The 16,218-nt window shown below is 62.1% G+C and carries 16 protein-coding genes; 15 read left to right on the forward strand and 1 reads right to left on the reverse strand.

The features are described from left to right. On the reverse strand, positions 1-967 hold a 967-nt coding region (locus EOA78_RS21685; RefSeq protein ID WP_164783869.1), incomplete at its 3' end, for a winged helix-turn-helix domain-containing protein. A 337-nt stretch (positions 968-1,304) separates the two neighbouring features. Here EOA78_RS21685 and EOA78_RS21690 point away from each other — a divergent pair. The 15 genes from EOA78_RS21690 (at position 1,305) to EOA78_RS21760 (ending at position 16,217) form a co-directional block, all read left to right on the forward strand. Beyond that, positions 1,305-1,670, forward strand: coding sequence for an NADH-quinone oxidoreductase subunit A (locus EOA78_RS21690; protein ID WP_023798850.1), 366 nt, complete (start codon positions 1,305-1,307; stop codon positions 1,668-1,670). Further along, the gene (locus tag EOA78_RS21695) at positions 1,661-2,242 is read left to right on the forward strand and encodes an NADH-quinone oxidoreductase subunit B (protein ID WP_127316906.1); all 582 of its coding nucleotides are present in this window, start codon (positions 1,661-1,663) and stop codon (positions 2,240-2,242) included. Before EOA78_RS21690 ends, EOA78_RS21695 begins: the two co-directional genes overlap by 10 nt. An 8-nt stretch (positions 2,243-2,250) precedes the next feature. Next, entirely contained in the window at positions 2,251-2,850 is a 600-nt protein-coding gene (locus tag EOA78_RS21700) for an NADH-quinone oxidoreductase subunit C (protein ID WP_164783870.1), read from the forward strand. 9 nt (positions 2,851-2,859) lie between these two features. Next, a complete protein-coding gene (locus EOA78_RS21705; protein WP_127316908.1) occupies positions 2,860-4,050 on the forward strand; it encodes an NADH-quinone oxidoreductase subunit D in 1,191 nt (396 codons plus the stop codon). Positions 4,051-4,052: 2 nt separating this feature from the next. After that, a complete protein-coding gene (locus EOA78_RS21710; RefSeq protein WP_127316909.1) occupies positions 4,053-4,424 on the forward strand; it encodes a hypothetical protein in 372 nt (123 codons plus the stop codon). A gap of 20 nt (positions 4,425-4,444) precedes the next feature. Continuing rightward, positions 4,445-5,761, forward strand: coding sequence for an NADH-quinone oxidoreductase subunit E (locus EOA78_RS21715; RefSeq protein ID WP_127316910.1), 1,317 nt, complete (start codon positions 4,445-4,447; stop codon positions 5,759-5,761). A gap of 10 nt (positions 5,762-5,771) precedes the next feature. Beyond that, a complete protein-coding gene (nuoF, locus tag EOA78_RS21720) occupies positions 5,772-7,076 on the forward strand; it encodes an NADH-quinone oxidoreductase subunit NuoF (RefSeq protein ID WP_123151869.1) in 1,305 nt (434 codons plus the stop codon). 103 nt (positions 7,077-7,179) lie between these two features. Beyond that, the gene (locus EOA78_RS21725; protein ID WP_127316911.1) at positions 7,180-7,869 is read left to right on the forward strand and encodes an NADH-ubiquinone dehydrogenase; all 690 of its coding nucleotides are present in this window, start codon (positions 7,180-7,182) and stop codon (positions 7,867-7,869) included. A gap of 74 nt (positions 7,870-7,943) precedes the next feature. Next, positions 7,944-10,025 (forward strand): NADH-quinone oxidoreductase subunit NuoG, encoded by a 2,082-nt coding sequence (nuoG, locus tag EOA78_RS21730; RefSeq protein WP_127316912.1) that lies wholly within the window; start codon positions 7,944-7,946, stop codon positions 10,023-10,025. Between the two features lies 1 nt (position 10,026). Beyond that, positions 10,027-11,070 (forward strand): NADH-quinone oxidoreductase subunit NuoH, encoded by a 1,044-nt coding sequence (nuoH, locus tag EOA78_RS21735; RefSeq protein ID WP_023798860.1) that lies wholly within the window; start codon positions 10,027-10,029, stop codon positions 11,068-11,070. After that, positions 11,070-11,561, forward strand: coding sequence for an NADH-quinone oxidoreductase subunit NuoI (nuoI, locus tag EOA78_RS21740; RefSeq protein WP_023798861.1), 492 nt, complete (start codon positions 11,070-11,072; stop codon positions 11,559-11,561). Before nuoH ends, nuoI begins: the two co-directional genes overlap by 1 nt. Positions 11,562-11,796: 235 nt before the next feature. Beyond that, complete coding sequence (locus EOA78_RS21745; protein WP_029352049.1) at positions 11,797-12,417, forward strand: NADH-quinone oxidoreductase subunit J; 621 nt, start codon at positions 11,797-11,799, stop codon at positions 12,415-12,417. Between the two features lies 1 nt (position 12,418). Further along, a complete protein-coding gene (gene nuoK / locus EOA78_RS21750) occupies positions 12,419-12,727 on the forward strand; it encodes an NADH-quinone oxidoreductase subunit NuoK (protein WP_029352048.1) in 309 nt (102 codons plus the stop codon). An 11-nt stretch (positions 12,728-12,738) separates the two neighbouring features. Continuing rightward, complete coding sequence (gene nuoL / locus EOA78_RS21755; RefSeq protein WP_127316913.1) at positions 12,739-14,712, forward strand: NADH-quinone oxidoreductase subunit L; 1,974 nt, start codon at positions 12,739-12,741, stop codon at positions 14,710-14,712. Then, positions 14,712-16,217, forward strand: a complete 1,506-nt coding sequence (locus EOA78_RS21760; protein ID WP_127316914.1) for an NADH-quinone oxidoreductase subunit M — start codon at positions 14,712-14,714, stop codon at positions 16,215-16,217. Before nuoL ends, EOA78_RS21760 begins: the two co-directional genes overlap by 1 nt. The last annotated feature ends 1 nt before the right edge of the window (position 16,218 follow it).

A 16,218-nucleotide genomic window follows, 5' to 3' on the forward strand; every position in this document is an offset into this window, starting at 1 on the left:
GCACATAATAGCCATATTGGCGCTTTTCGGCAGGGGTGTAGATCTCGATGCGATAGCGGAAGTGGAACAGTCTTTCCGTGCGCGCCCGCTCGAAGACGACGGGATCGAACGGAGCGAGCAGCGCACGCGCCTTGATCTTACGCGGAAAACGGGCGTCCTTGTAAAGATAGGCAGGCTTGTCCCAGCCTTCGACGCGTACGGGCAAAAGATCGCCGGCGTCGACCAGTTCCTCAATCCGGCCCTTGATGTCGGAGGGAGAGAGGCGGAAATAATCGCGCAGGTCGCCCGCCGTCGCGACCCCGTGGGCGCGGGCGGAAATGCGCAGCAATTCGCGGTGCGCATCCTCAGGGGAGGGCACTGGCAGGGCAAGTGTCGCAGACGGCAGCACGCGCTCCGGCAGATCGTAGAGCCGCTCGAAGCCACGACGCGACGCCGTGGTGATGCGGCCGGCCCAGAACAGCCATTCGAAAGCGTGCTTGGCATCGCTCCAGCCCCACCAGCCACCCGAGCCTTTCTGGCCTTCCAGGGCGGAAGCGGCGATCGGGCCGCGTTGAACGACCTCGCGATAGATGTCTTCAATGTAGGTGGCGCGTTCGCGGCCCCACTTGGCCAGCCCGTTATACATTTCCTCCCCGCGCGCGGCCCGCTCCATGCGCCAGCGCATCAGTGGATAGGTCTCGACCGGCAGAAAGGAGGCCTCATGCGCCCAATATTCGAAGACTTTGCGCTTGCGCGTCACGGCGGCGTTGTCGAGCAGCGCAAGCGGGTAGGGGCCAAGCCGCGAATAGAGCGGCATATAATGGGCGCGCACCACCGCACTGACGGAATCGATCTGCAGCAGGCCCGTACGGCCAAGCACACGGGCCAGATGGCGGCGATCAGGAATGCTGTTAGGGCGAGGATCGGCAAATCCCTGTGCGGCAAGCGCGATGCGCCGGGCCATGGCGAGCGAGATTTTTTCCTTCATGCAGACGGCACTCTGTTGGCGTTCGGCCAAAGGTTGGGACGATGATTCCGCGCCATGCTAGCAGGGTTTTGGCGGCATCGCTGTCAGGAGATAAAAGTGGAGTAAAAAGTGAAGGAAAATCAAACAGGAGCGGATCGGACCAGTTTATCCGGATATGCCGTCCAGCACCCGTGTTTTGAACAAGGTTTGACTTGCTTCGCCGAAAGCGCTGCGCTAACCCTCGCCGCGTTGCAGCATAGAGCCTCCTAAAACGGTTCAGTGGTTAAACTGTCACGCTTCCGCAAGTGGGTCCGGTGCTGTAATCAGAGTGGATTGGCCGCCAACGGAAAGCTGCAGCATGAACGCATTGTTGAGTTCGTACCTGCCCATCGTCCTGTTCATCGGCGTGGCGCTGGTCGTGGGCCTGGCGCTGCTTGCAGCGCCCTTCCTGGTGGCCTACCGCAACCCAGATCCGGAAAAGCTTTCAGCCTATGAATGCGGCTTCAACTCGTTCGACGACGCCCGCATGAAGTTCGACATCCGCTTCTATCTGGTGTCGATCCTGTTCATCATCTTCGATCTGGAAGTGGCCTTCCTGTTTCCGTGGGCCGTGTCTTTCAGCCAGATCGGCATGCTCGGATTCTGGTCGATGATGGTGTTTCTGGCGGTGCTGACCATCGGCTTTGCCTATGAATGGAAGAAAGGAGCGCTGGAATGGGATTGAGCGACAATTCCGGCACGCTCGTCGCGCCGAAGCCGAAGGGCATTCTCGACCCCAGCACCGGAAAGCCGTTGGGGGCGAATGATCCATTCTTCCTCGAGATCAACGACGAACTGGCCGACAAGGGTTTTCTCGTCACCTCCACCGAGGCGCTGATCACCTGGGCCCGCAGCGGCTCGCTGATGTTCATGACCTTTGGTCTCGCCTGTTGCGCGGTCGAAATGATCCACACCTCGATGCCGCGCTATGACTCGGAGAGGTTCGGTGTTGCTCCTCGCGCGTCTCCGCGCCAGTCCGACATCATGATCGTCGCCGGCACGCTGACCAACAAGATGGCGCCGGCGCTGCGCAAGGTCTACGACCAGATGCCCGAGCCGCGCTACGTCATCTCGATGGGCTCCTGCGCCAATGGCGGCGGCTACTATCACTATTCCTATTCGGTGGTGCGCGGCTGCGATCGCGTCGTGCCCGTCGACATCTATGTGCCCGGCTGTCCGCCGAGTGCGGAAGCGCTGCTCTACGGCATCCTTCTGTTGCAAAAGAAGATCCGCCGCACCGGCACGATCGAGCGGTGACCGGGATGATGAGCCTGAATGAACTCTCGACCTATCTCGGCGAGAAGCTGAGCGGCCGCATCGGCGATGCGGTGTTTGCCTATGGCGAACTCACCATCTCGGTCGAGCCGCACGATCTGATCGAGGTGATAACCTTCCTCCGCGACGATAAAAACTGCCAGTTCGTCTCGATCATCGACGTGTGCGGCGCCGACTATCCGTCACGGGCCAAGCGCTTCGACGTCGTCTATCATCTGCTGTCGCCGAAACAGAATATTCGCATCCGCATCAAGGTGCAGGCGGACGAGGAGACGGTGGTGCCGTCGATCACCGGCGTTTATCCCGGCGCCGACTGGTTCGAACGCGAAACCTACGATCTCTATGGCGTGCTGTTTTCGGGCCATCCCGATCTCAGGCGGATTCTGACCGATTACGGCTTCGAGGGTCATCCCCTGCGCAAGGATTTCCCGCTGACCGGTTTCGTCGAGGTGCGCTACGACGACGAGGCCAAGCGGGTCATCTACGAGCCGGTGGAATTGAAACAGGAATTCCGCAATTTCGATTTTCTCAGCCCTTGGGAGGGGACGGATTACGTCCTTCCAGGCGACGAAAAAGCCAAGACGAATTGAGACGCCAAAATGGCTGAAACTTCCGTCCGCAACTTCAATATCAACTTTGGGCCTCAGCACCCTGCTGCCCATGGTGTTTTGCGGTTGGTTCTAGAACTCGATGGCGAAGTCGTCGATCGCGTCGACCCGCATATCGGGCTGTTGCATCGCGGCACTGAAAAGCTGATCGAAGCCAAAACCTATCTGCAGGCGGTGCCATATCTCGACCGGCTCGACTATTGCGCGCCGATGAACCAGGAGCATGCCTTCGCGCTCGCCGCCGAGCGCCTGCTCGGCATCGAAGTGCCGAAGCGCGGCCAGCTGATCCGCGTACTTTACAGCGAGATCGGCCGCATCATGTCGCACATCCTCAATGTGACGACACAGGCGATGGATGTCGGCGCGCTGACGCCGCCGCTCTGGGGCTTCGTCGAGCGCGAAAAGCTGATGGTGTTCTACGAGCGGGCCTCGGGCTCGCGCATGCATGCCGCCTATTTCCGGCCCGGCGGCGTCCACCAAGACCTGCCGCAGAAGCTGGTCGAGGATATCGGCAACTGGATCGACCCGTTCCTGAAATCGCTCGACGATCTTGACGCACTGCTGACCGGCAACCGCATCTTCAAACAGCGCAATGTCGACATCGGCACGGTCTCGCTGGCCGATGCCTGGGCGTGGGGCTTTTCCGGCGTCATGGTGCGCGGATCCGGCGTCGCCTGGGATCTGCGCAAGTCGCAACCCTATGAATGCTATGCCGAGATGGATTTCGACATTCCAATCGGCAAGAACGGCGACTGCTTCGACCGTTACCTCGTGCGCATGGAAGAGGTGCGCCAGTCGGCCAAGATTATGCGCCAGTGCGTCGACCTGCTGCTTGGCAAGGAAGGCAGCGGGCCGGTGTCGAATCTCGACGGCAAGGTGGTGCCGCCGAAGCGCGCGGCGATGAAGCGCTCGATGGAAGCGCTGATCCATCACTTCAAGCTCTACACCGAGGGCTACCGCGTGCCGGCGGGCGAGGTCTATGCGGCCGTTGAAGCGCCGAAGGGCGAGTTCGGCGTCTATCTGGTCTCGGACGGCACCAACAAGCCCTATCGCTGCAAGCTGCGCGCGCCCGGCTTCGCGCATCTGCAGGCCATGGACTTTCTGTGCCGCGGCCACATGCTCGCCGACATCACCGCTGTGTTGGGTTCACTCGATATCGTCTTCGGGGAGGTTGACCGGTAGCAATGAACGCGATTGTCACCGCAGCGGTCCTGACAATGGCGGCCCAAGTTCCTGCTTGGGGCCCCGATGGTCGGCTGCTGTCACGAGACCTTCTCAAGATTGGGTTTGAGCTGGTTGCGGAAGGTGACTTATTGATGGGGCGCACGTTCGAGAGACATGCACCGATGGATGAGGGGATACTTCTTCATTCCTTTCCGCAGTGCCAGTTGGATTCGTTCGTTGCGGAGGTGCCCAGCCGGCCACGGCCCTATTGTGTTTCCTGGGTTGGCGATCGTTATGACGAATACATCCGCCTGAAGCGCGGGAAAGAAGAGTTTGTGTGCGTGCTAGGGCAATCTGAGAACTGCTATCGCGTCTCTAGCTCGGTTCAATAAGAAACAACAAAGCGAAAATCATGTCAGTCCGCCGTCTCGCAGAAGCCAGCCTCCAGCCAGCCGCCTTCGCCTTCAACCGGGCGAATGCGGCAGCGGCGAAGCAATGGATCAAGAAGTATCCGAAGGGCCGCGAGCAGTCGGCGATCATTCCGTTGCTGATGCTGGCGCAGGAGCAGGAAGGCTGGGTGACCAAGGCGGCGATCGAGACGATCTCCGACATGCTCGGCATGCCTTACATCAGAGGGCTGGAAGTCGCGACCTTCTACACCCAATACCAGCTCAATCCGGTCGGCACTCGCGCGCATATCCAGGTCTGCGGCACCACGCCCTGCATGCTGCGCGGCTCGGAAGCGCTGATGGATGTCTGCCGCTCGAAAATCCATCACGACCAGTTCCACACCAACGACAAGGGCACGCTGTCATGGGAAGAGGTCGAATGCCTTGGCGCCTGCGTCAACGCGCCGATGGTGATGATTTTCAAGGACACGTTCGAGGACCTGACGCCGGAGCGGCTTGCCGAGATCATCGATCTCTACGACGCCGGCAAGGGCGCCTCGGTGACGCCGGGGCCGCAGAACGGCCGCATCACCTCCGAGCCGATCACCGGCCTGACGACGCTGAAGAGCGAAAAGGCGATCCTGAAAACGACCCGCGACAGGGAAGCCAAGGCAGCCGCCAAGGCCGCCAGGGAGGCAGCACCAGCAGCAATTGTCGCGTCGCCGGCGGCTCCGGCCGCACAGGCACCGGCTGCCCCTGTCGCGCCATCGAAAGCCGGCAAGCCGAAGACCGATGCGCTCGAAACCAGCCCGGCGCTGAGATCGCCTTCCCCGACGAAGGTCGCACCGGAGACCGAAAAGGCGGCGAGCGTCGCCGCACCGCGGCATTCGGCGGCCAACGCCAACAAGGCCGCGCCGGAGGTCGAAAAAGTTTCGAAACAGCGCAGCGGTCCCAAGACCAAGGCTGAGCCAGCGGCTGCTTTCAAGGCCCCCGAGTTGAAGGAAGCGCCGTTCGGCGCTGCCGGAAAAACAACCGCCAAGCCTGCCAAGCCTTCGCTCGAGGACAAGAACCGTCCGGCCGGCATAGCAAAGCCGGCATTGGTCGACGATCTCAAGCTGATCTCGGGGGTCGGCCCGAGAACCGAAGGCATACTGCATTCGCTTGATATCTTCACCTACGCGCAAGTGGCGTCATGGACTAGGGCCGAGCGCGAGTGGGTCGACGGTTATCTCAGTCTCCGTGGCCGCATCGAGCGCGAAGACTGGGTCAAGCAGGCCAAGGCGCTCGCCAAGGGCGGAGTCGCCGAATATATCCGCGTCTTCGGCAAGAAACCGGTCTGAGGAACGAACAATGCTTCAGGACAGAGACCGCATCTTCAACAACATCTACGGCCGCTTCGACAAGTCGCTGGCCGGCGCGATGGCGCGCGGCGCCTGGGACAACACGCCTGGCATCATCGCCAAGGGGCGCGACTGGATCGTCAACGAGATGAAGGCATCCGGCTTGCGCGGCCGCGGCGGCGCCGGCTTCCCGACCGGGCTGAAATGGTCGTTCATGCCCAAGCAGAGCGACGGGAGGCCGAGCTATCTCGTCGTCAATGCCGACGAATCCGAACCCGGCACGTGCAAGGACCGTGACATATTGCGCCATGACCCGCACACGCTGGTCGAGGGCTGCCTGATCGCCGGCTTCGCCATGGGCGCGGTCGCCGCCTACATCTATGTGCGCGGCGAGTTCATCCGCGAGCGCGAGGCGCTGCAGCGCGCCATCGACGAGGCCTACGAGGCCAAGCTGATCGGCAAGAACAACACGTCTGGCTACGACTTCGACATCTACATGCACCATGGCGCCGGCGCCTATATCTGCGGCGAGGAAACGGCGCTGCTCGAAAGCCTCGAAGGCAAGAAGGGCCAGCCGCGGCTGAAGCCGCCATTTCCGGCCAATGTCGGCCTCTATGGCTGCCCGACGACGGTCAACAATGTCGAGTCCATCGCTGTGGCGCCGACCATTTTGCGCCGCGGCGCTGCCTGGTTCTCGTCCTTCGGCCGGCCCAACAATGTCGGCACCAAGCTGTTCTGCATCTCCGGCCACGTCAATAATCCCTGCACCGTCGAAGAGGCGATGTCGATCCCGTTCCGCGAATTGATCGAGACGCATTGCGGCGGCATTCGCGGCGGCTGGGACAATCTGCTGGCGGTCATTCCGGGCGGCGCTTCGGTGCCATTGGTGCCGGCGGAACAGATCATCGACGCGCCGATGGATTTCGATGCGTTGCGCGACCTGAAATCGGGTCTTGGCACGGCGGCTGTCATCGTCATGGACAAATCGACCGACGTCGTAAAGGCGATTGCCCGGCTTTCCTACTTCTACAAGCACGAGAGCTGCGGCCAATGCACGCCATGCCGCGAAGGCACCGGCTGGATGTGGCGGGTGATGGAGCGGTTGGTGCGGGGTGAGGCGCAGAAGCGTGAGATCGACATGCTGCTCGACGTCACCAAACAGGTCGAAGGCCACACGATCTGTGCGCTGGGCGATGCGGCGGCGTGGCCGATCCAGGGCCTGATGCGGCATTTCCGCGGCGAGGTGGAGCGGCGTATCGACGAGTTTTCGCGCAACGCGCACCGCGCAGAGCCGGTGATGGTGGCGGCAGAATAGACAAGAATTTGAAGCGGGCGCGTGCCCGATTTGAAATACGGGCAAGTGCCCGATTTGAGGAAACAGGCCGGGGCATACGGAAGAAACGACCAGGAGACCGCCCATGTCGCTGAATTCGAGACCCGATCATTTGGTGCCAGATTTGGATCCGTTCGAGAAGATGAACCAGGACCTGACCAGGATGATGCCGAAGGAGATGGCGAGCGCCGTCAATCTCCTGGCGCACCCTGTCGCGGGTGCGGCAGCGCTGTCGGCGCTCGGCTTCGGGCTTGCCAATCATGCCTTTGGGGTGTGGATCGGTATGCTCTCGGGTGCGGCCGAGGCCTCGCAGCGGCTCTTCCAGCCGATCGTCGACGATTTCGATGCCAGGGCCGAACGCTTTTCCGGGACAGGGACAAGCTCCTCGACCAAGGCGCGCGCGGCGACGAAAACCCTGATCGCCGATGCGCAGTCCTTCGCCAGGAACGTGAATGACATAGCGGCGAGCGGCATGGATGATACACGGAGCGTGGTGGATGCGGCTGCCGCGCCGACCGGGTTGATGCCCGAGGACTTCAAGCAGCCCAAGGCCATGGATCGCCCGGCAAATCCAGCCGACCTCAAGGCGATATCGGGCATCGGGCCGAAGCTGGAAGAGGTGCTGAACGGCTTGGGCATCTGGACCTACGGCCAGATTGCGGCATGGACGCCGGAAGAGATCGCCTGGGTCGACGATTATCTGTCGTTCAAGGGCCGCATCGAGCGCGACGACTGGCTTGGCCAGGCGGCGGTGCTGGCCTCGGCCAAACATTGAATTCAATGCCGGGCGCGGTTTCGGTTGCGCCCGGAAAGAAAGATTGCGGAATGTCCGCAGGGGTTTGAGACGACATGGCAAAGCTCAAGGTCGACGGGAAAGAGATTACTGTACCCGACCACTACACGCTGCTGCAGGCAGCCGAGGACGCCGGCGCGGAAGTGCCGCGCTTCTGCTTCCATGAGCGGCTGTCGATCGCCGGCAACTGCCGCATGTGCCTGATCGAGGTGAAGGGCGGGCCGCCCAAGCCGCAAGCGTCCTGCGCCATGGGCGTGCGCGACCTGCGTCCCGGACCGAATGGCGAAACGCCGGAAATTTTCACCAACACGCCGATGGTCAAGAAGGCCAGGGAAGGCGTGATGGAATTCCTGCTGATCAACCATCCGCTCGATTGTCCGATCTGCGACCAGGGCGGCGAGTGCGACCTGCAGGACCAGGCGATGGCGTTCGGCGTCGATTCCTCGCGCTATCACGAGAACAAGCGGGCGGTCGAAGACAAGTATATCGGGCCGCTGGTCAAAACGATCATGAACCGCTGCATCCATTGCACGCGCTGCGTCCGCTTCACCACCGAAATTGCCGGTATTTCCGAGCTCGGCCTGATCGGCCGCGGCGAGGACGCCGAGATCACCACCTATCTCGAAAGCGCGATGACCTCGGAACTGCAGGGCAACGTCATCGACCTTTGCCCGGTCGGCGCGCTGACCTCCAAACCCTACGCCTTCCAGGCACGGCCGTGGGAGCTGACCAAGACCGAATCCATCGACGTGATGGATGCTGTCGGCTCGGCGATCCGCGTCGATTCCAGAGGCCGCGAAGTGATGCGCATCCTGCCGCGCACCAACGAGGCGGTGAACGAGGAGTGGATTTCCGACAAGACCCGCTTCATCTGGGACGGCTTGCGCACCCAGCGCCTCGACCGGCCATACGTCCGCAAGAACGGCAAGCTGGCCCCGGCAAGCTGGGCCGAGGCTTTCTCCGCGATCAAGGAAGCGGTGTCGAGCACTGCACCCGACAAGATCGGCGCCATTGCAGGTGATCTCGCCGCCGTCGAGGAGATCTATGCGCTGAAGCTGCTGATGGCCTCGCTCGGCTCGAAGAACACCGACTGCCGCCAGGACGGTGCCGCGCTCGATCCGTCGCTCGGCCGGGCAAGCTATATCTTCAACCCGACCATCGAGGGCATCGAGCAGGCCGACGCGGTGCTGATCATCGGCGCCAATCCGCGCTTCGAGGCATCCTTGCTCAACGCCCGCATCCGCAAGCGCTGGCGGGTCGGCAACCTGCCGGTCGGCGTTATCGGCGATGTCGGCGACACGCGCTACGACTATGAGCAGCTCGGCGCCGGAACGGAATCGCTCAGGGATCTGGCCGACGGCAACGGCAAGTTCTTCCAGGTGCTGAAGAAAGCGACGCATCCGCTTGTTATCGTGGGCCAGGGTGCGCTGGCACGCTCGGATGGCGCGGCCGTGCTCGGCCAGGCGGCGAAGCTCGCCACCGCCGTCAATGCGGCGAGAGCCGACTGGAACGGGTTTGCCGTGCTGCACACTGCGGCGGCGCGTGTCGGCGGGCTCGATGTCGGCTTCGTGCCGGGTGAGGGCGGCAAAAACGTCGCCGGCATGCTGGGCGATATGGACGTGCTGTTCCTGCTCGGCGCCGACGAGATCGACATGGCCAAGACCGGCGGCGCCTTCGTCGTTTATATCGGCACGCATGGCGATCAGGGCGCGCACCGCGCCAACGTTATCCTCCCGGGCGCCGCCTATACCGAAAAATCGGGCACCTACGTCAACACCGAGGGCCGCGTGCAGCAGACCAACCGAGCCGGCTTCGCGCCGGGCGATGCGCGCGAGGACTGGGCGATCCTGCGGGCGCTGTCGGATGTGCTGGGTAAGAAGCTGCCTTTCGATTCGCTGCCGCAGCTTCGCGCGAAACTCTATTCGGAATACCCGCATCTTGCCCGCATCGACCAGGTGGCGGCCGGCAATGCTGACGATATCGCCAAGGTGGCGAAGCTCGGCGGGCGGCTGAACAAGGGCGCCTTCACCTCGCCGGTCAAGGACTTCTACCTGACCAACCCGATCGCCCGGGCTTCCGCCGTGATGGCGGAATGCTCGGCGCTGGCGAAAAACGGCTTCAGGCAGGCGGCGGAATAGCATGGACACCTTCTTCTCCTTCTACGTGCTGCCGGCGCTGCTCATCCTGTTGAAGTCGGTCGTGCTGATCGTCGTGCTGTTGATCTTCGTCGCCTACATCCTGTACGCGGACCGCAAGATCTGGGCGGCGGTGCAGCTGCGCCGCGGCCCGAACGTCGTCGGCCCATGGGGCACGCTGCAGGCTTTCGCCGACCTTCTGAAGTTCGTGTTCAAGGAGCCGGTGATTCCGTCCGGCGCCAACAAGGGCGTTTTTCTCCTAGCGCCTTTGGTTTCGGCGGTGCTGGCGATCTCGGCCTGGGCGGTGATCCCGGTCAACGAGGGCTGGGCGATTGCCAACGTCAATGTCGGCATCCTCTATGTCTTCGCCATCTCCTCGCTCGAGGTCTATGGCGTGATCATGGGCGGCTGGGCGTCCAACTCGAAATATCCGTTCCTCGGCGCGCTGCGCTCGGCGGCGCAGATGGTGTCCTACGAGGTCTCGATCGGCTTCGTCATTGTCACCGTGCTGCTTTGCGTCGGCTCGCTCAACCTGTCCGACATCGTGCTGTCGCAGCAGGACGGGCTGGGCACGCGAGTTGGCCTGCCCAACACCTTCCTCGACTGGCACTGGCTGTCGCTGTTCCCGATGTTCGTCATCTTCTTCATCTCGGCGCTGGCCGAAACGAACCGCCCGCCTTTTGACCTTGTCGAAGCCGAATCGGAACTCGTCGCCGGCCATATGGTCGAGTATTCGTCGACGCCGTTCCTGCTGTTCTTTCTCGGCGAATATGTCGCCATCGTGCTGATGTGCGCGCTGGCCACCATCCTGTTCCTCGGCGGCTGGCTGCCGCCCTTCGACTTCGCTCCCTTCACCTGGGTGCCGGGTCTGATCTGGTTCGTGCTCAAGGTCTGCCTGGTGTTCTTCATGATCTCCATGGTGAAGGCCTTCGTGCCGCGCTACCGCTACGACCAGCTGATGCGGCTCGGCTGGAAGGTCTTCCTGCCGATCTCGCTGGCGATGGTGGTGATTGTCGCCGCGTTCCTCAAGATCACGGGGTTTGCGTGATGTCTGCTCTAGCCCAAGCCGCAAAATCGCTGCTCCTGCAGGACTTCGTCAGCGCTTTCTTCCTGTCGATGCGCCAGTTCTTCGCGCCGAAGGAGACGATCAACTATCCGCACGAGAAGGGGCCGACCAGTCCGCGCTTCCGCGGCGAGCATGCGCTGCGCCGCTATCCGAACGGCGAGGAACGCTGCATCGCCTGCAAATTGTGCGAGGCGATCTGCCCGGCGCAAGCCATCACCATCGAGGCCGGCCCGCGCCGCAATGACGGCACGCGCCGCACGGTGCGCTACGACATCGACATGGTGAAGTGCATCTATTGCGGCTTCTGCCAGGAGGCATGCCCGGTCGACGCCATCGTCGAGGGGCCGAATTTCGAATTCGCCACCGAGACGCGCGAAGAACTTTATTACGACAAGGACAAGCTGCTGGCCAATGGCGACCGCTGGGAGCGCGAACTGGCGCGCAACATCTCGCTGGATGCGCCGTATCGCTGACATTTGACGCATGGACGGGGCGAGAGGCCTCGTTCAGAGGATGATCCCGAAAAGTTGCAGACTTTTCAGACAAGATCATCCTCCGAAGTAGGAGAATGGCGCATGTTTCTTTCGATCGGGTCTTTCAACCCGATCGGAACATGCGCTAGGAACACGCGGCTTCGGCACCGGAGGCGGAACGAAGCACACAACGGACAGGGCGAAAGCCGGTCCGACAGGAACCCCGGGGGAACCCATGCTAAATGGACTAGAGGCGGCTTTTTTCTACCTCTTCGCCTTTGTCGCGGTGGCCTCGGCGTTCATGGTCATTTCGGCGCGCAATCCCGTGCATTCGGTGCTGTTCCTGATCCTGACCTTCTTCAACGCTGCGGGCCTGTTTATGCTGACCGGCGCCGAGTTCCTGGCGATGATCCTGCTCGTCGTCTATGTCGGCGCGGTCATGGTGCTGTTCCTGTTCGTCGTCATGATGCTCGACGTCGATTTCGCCGAAATGAAGGAAGGCGCCCTGCAATATGCGCCGATCGGCGCGCTGGTCGGGCTGATCCTGGCGGCTGAGCTGATCGTGGTGCTCGGCGGCTATACGTTCGCGCCGCAACTGGCCGCGACGGTTTCGAAACCCATTCCGGACCTTGCCGCGCGCTCGAACACGGCAGCGCTCGGCGACATCCTCTACACGGACTACCTCTACTATTTCCAGATTGCAGGCCTTGTGCTGCTGGTCGCCATGATCGGCGCCATCGTGCTGACGCTGCGCCACAAGCCGGGGATCAAGCGGCAGTCGATATCAGCCCAGGTCGGCCGCACGCCGGCAACGGGAATGGAAATCCGCAAGGTCAAGACGGGCGAAGGAATCTGAGATGATCGTCGGCATCGCACACTATCTGACCGTATCGGCGATCCTGTTCACGCTCGGCGTGTTCGGCATTTTTCTCAATCGCAGGAACATCATCGTCATCCTGATGTCGATCGAGCTGATCCTGCTCGCGGTCAACATCAATTTCGTCGCCTTCTCGGCAGCACTCGGTGATCTCGTCGGACAGGTGTTTGCGCTGTTCGTGCTGACGGTCGCAGCGGCTGAAGCGGCGATCGGCCTCGCCATTCTCGTCGTCTTCTTCCGCAACCGCGGTTCGATCGCGGTCGAAGACGTGAACATGATGAAGGGTTGACGGAAACCACCATGTATCAGGCCATCGTCTTCCTTCCGCTGCTCGGCTTCCTGATCGTCGGCCTGTTCGGCACGTCGCTCGGCGCCAAGGCGTCCGAATACATCACCTCCGGCTTCCTGGTGATATCAGCCGTGCTGTCGTGGGTCGCCTTCTTCGCCGTCGGTTTCGGCGAGGGCGAGGTGTTCACCGTGCCGGTGCTGCGCTGGATCCAGTCGGGCGGGTTAGAGGCCGCATGGGCGCTGCGCATCGACACGCTGACGGTGGTGATGCTGGTTGTGGTCAACACTGTGTCGGCGCTGGTCCACATCTACTCGATCGGCTACATGCATCACGACCCGAACCGGCCGCGCTTTTTCGCCTATCTGTCGCTGTTCACCTTCGCCATGCTGATGCTGGTGACCGCCGACAACCTCGTGCAGATGTTCTTCGGCTGGGAAGGCGTCGGTCTCGCCTCCTACCTGCTGATCGGCTTCTGGTACAAAAAGCCGTCGGCCAATGCCGCCGCGATCAAGGCCTTCGTCGTCAACCGCGTCGGCGATTTCGGCTTTGCGCTCGGCATCTTCGGTGTGTTCGTGCTGTTCGGCTCGGTCAATCTCGGCACCATATTCGCCAATGCAGCGACATTCATTCCGGCCGAAGGCGCCCCCGAGGGCGCTGCAGTATTGACCTTCCTCGGCTATGCGCTCGACAAGCAGGCCGCGATGACCGTGGTCTGCCTGCTTTTGTTCATGGGCGCCATGGGCAAGTCGGCCCAGGTGCCGCTGCACACCTGGCTGCCCGACGCCATGGAAGGCCCGACGCCGGTCTCGGCGCTCATCCATGCCGCCACCATGGTGACGGCCGGCGTGTTCATGCTGGCGCGGCTGTCGCCGCTGTTCGAACTGTCGCATTCGGCGCTGATCGTCGTCACCTTCATCGGCGCGTTCACCGCCTTCTTCGCGGCGACCGTCGGTCTCGTCCAGAACGACATCAAGCGCGTCATCGCCTATTCGACCTGCTCGCAGCTCGGCTATATGTTCGTAGCGCTCGGCGTCGGCGCCTATGGCGCGGCGATCTTCCATCTGTTCACGCATGCCTTCTTCAAGGCGCTGTTGTTCCTCGGCTCCGGCTCGGTGATCCACGCCGTCTCCGACGAACAGGACATGCGCAACATGGGCGGCCTCAGAACGCTCATTCCGAAGACCTATTGGATGATGGTGATCGGCACGCTGGCGCTGACCGGCGTCGGCATTCCGGTGACGGTCATCGGCACCGCCGGCTTCTTCTCCAAGGACGCGATCATCGAAAGCGCCTTCGCCGCGCACAATCCGATGGCCGGCCTTGCCTTCGTGCTGCTGGTCGTCGCCGCCTGCTTCACCAGCTTCTATTCCTGGCGGCTGATCTTCATGACCTTCCACGGCCAGCCGCGGGCGAGCCACGAGGTCATGCACCATGTCCATGAATCGCCGCCGGTCATGCTGGTGCCGCTGTACATCCTGGCGGCGGGCGCGCTGTTCGCCGGCGTGATCTTCCATGGCGCGTTCATCGGCGAGGGCTATGCCGAGTTCTGGAAGGCGTCGCTGTTTACGCTCCCGGAAAACCACATCCTGCACGACATGCACGAAGTGCCGTTATGGGTGAAGCTGGCGCCGTTTGTCGCCATGCTGATCGGCTTTGCGATTGCCTGGCAATTCTACATCCGCGCGCCGGAAATGCCGAAGAATTTGGCGGCGCAGCATCGCGGGCTGTACGCCTTCCTGCTCAACAAGTGGTATTTCGACGAACTTTACGACCTCCTGTTCGTGCGGCCGGCAAAACGCCTGGGCCATTTTCTGTGGAAGACCGGTGACGGCACCGTCATCGACGGGCTTGGTCCGGACGGCGTTTCGGCGCGCGTCGTCGATGTCACCAACCGGGTCGTCAAGCTGCAGACCGGCTACCTCTATCACTATGCCTTCGCCATGCTGATCGGCGTTGCCGCATTCGTCACCTGGATGATGCTCTGATGACCGACTGGCCGATCCTCTCGCTGGTCACCTTCCTGCCGCTGGTTGGTGTGCTGTTCATTCTGCTGATCAATGACGACAGCCAGAATGCCCGCCGCAACATCCGCGCCATCGCGTTGTGGACGACGAGCATCACCTTCATCATCTCGCTGTTCATCTGGACCGGGTTCGACAATTCGGAGCCCGGCTTCCAATTCGTCGAGAAGTTTGCCTGGCTGGACTCCGGCATCTCCTACCATATGGGCGTCGACGGCATCTCCATGCTGTTCGTCATCCTGACCACCTTCCTGATGCCGCTTTGCATCCTGGCTTCGTGGGAATCGATCGAGAAACGCGTCAAGGCCTACATGATCGCCTTCCTGCTGCTGGAGACGCTGATGATCGGCGTGTTCTGCGCGCTCGACATCGTATTGTTCTATGTCTTCTTCGAAGCCGGCCTGATCCCGATGTTCATCATCATCGGCGTGTGGGGCGGCAAACGGCGCGTCTACGCCTCGTTCAAGTTCTTCCTCTATACGCTGGCCGGCTCGGTGCTGATGCTGCTCGCCATCATGGCGATGTTCTTCCAGTCCGGCACCACCGACATCCCGACGCTTCTGACGCACAACTTCCCGGCCAGCATGCAAACCTGGCTATGGCTCGCCTTCTTCGCCTCCTTCGCCGTGAAGATGCCGATGTGGCCGGTGCACACCTGGCTGCCGGACGCCCATGTCGAGGCGCCGACGGCCGGCTCGGTGATCCTGGCCGCCATCCTGCTGAAGATGGGCGGATACGGCTTCCTGCGCTTTTCGCTGCCGATGTTTCCGATCGCCTCTGAGATGTTCGCGCCGCTGGTCTTCGCGCTGTCCGTCGTCGCCATCATCTACACCTCGCTGGTGGCGCTGATGCAGGAGGATATGAAGAAGCTGATCGCCTATTCGTCGGTCGCCCATATGGGCTTCGTCACCATGGGCATCTTCGCGATGAACCAGGAAGGCGTTCAGGGGGCAATCTTCCAGATGCTGTCGCACGGCCTCGTCTCCGGCGCGCTGTTCCTCTGTGTCGGCGTCATCTATGACCGCATGCACACGCGCGACATCGACGCCTATGGCGGGCTGGTCAACAACATGCCGAAATACGCCACCGTGTTCATGATCTTCACCATGGCCAATGTCGGCCTGCCAGGCACCAGCGGCTTCGTCGGCGAGTTCCTGACCATGCTCGGCGTGTTCCGGGTCAACACCTGGGTGGCGTTCTTCGCCGCCACCGGCGTCATCCTGTCGGCGGCCTATGCGCTCTGGCTCTATCGCCGGGTGATCTTCGGCGCGCTGACCAAGGACAGCCTGAAAGGCCTGCTCGACCTGTCGGCGCGCGAGAAGGTGATCATCTATCCGCTGGCCGCGCTGGTCATCTTCTTCGGCGTCTACCCGGCGCCGGTCTTCGATGCGACGGCCGAATCGGTCAAGGCGCTCGTCACCAATGTCACCGCATCCATCGACACCGCGCAAACCGCGGCGGCGAACTGAC

The organism is Mesorhizobium sp. M5C.F.Cr.IN.023.01.1.1 (assembly GCF_003997585.1).
GTDB classification, from domain to species: Bacteria; Pseudomonadota; Alphaproteobacteria; order Rhizobiales; family Rhizobiaceae; genus Mesorhizobium; species Mesorhizobium wenxiniae.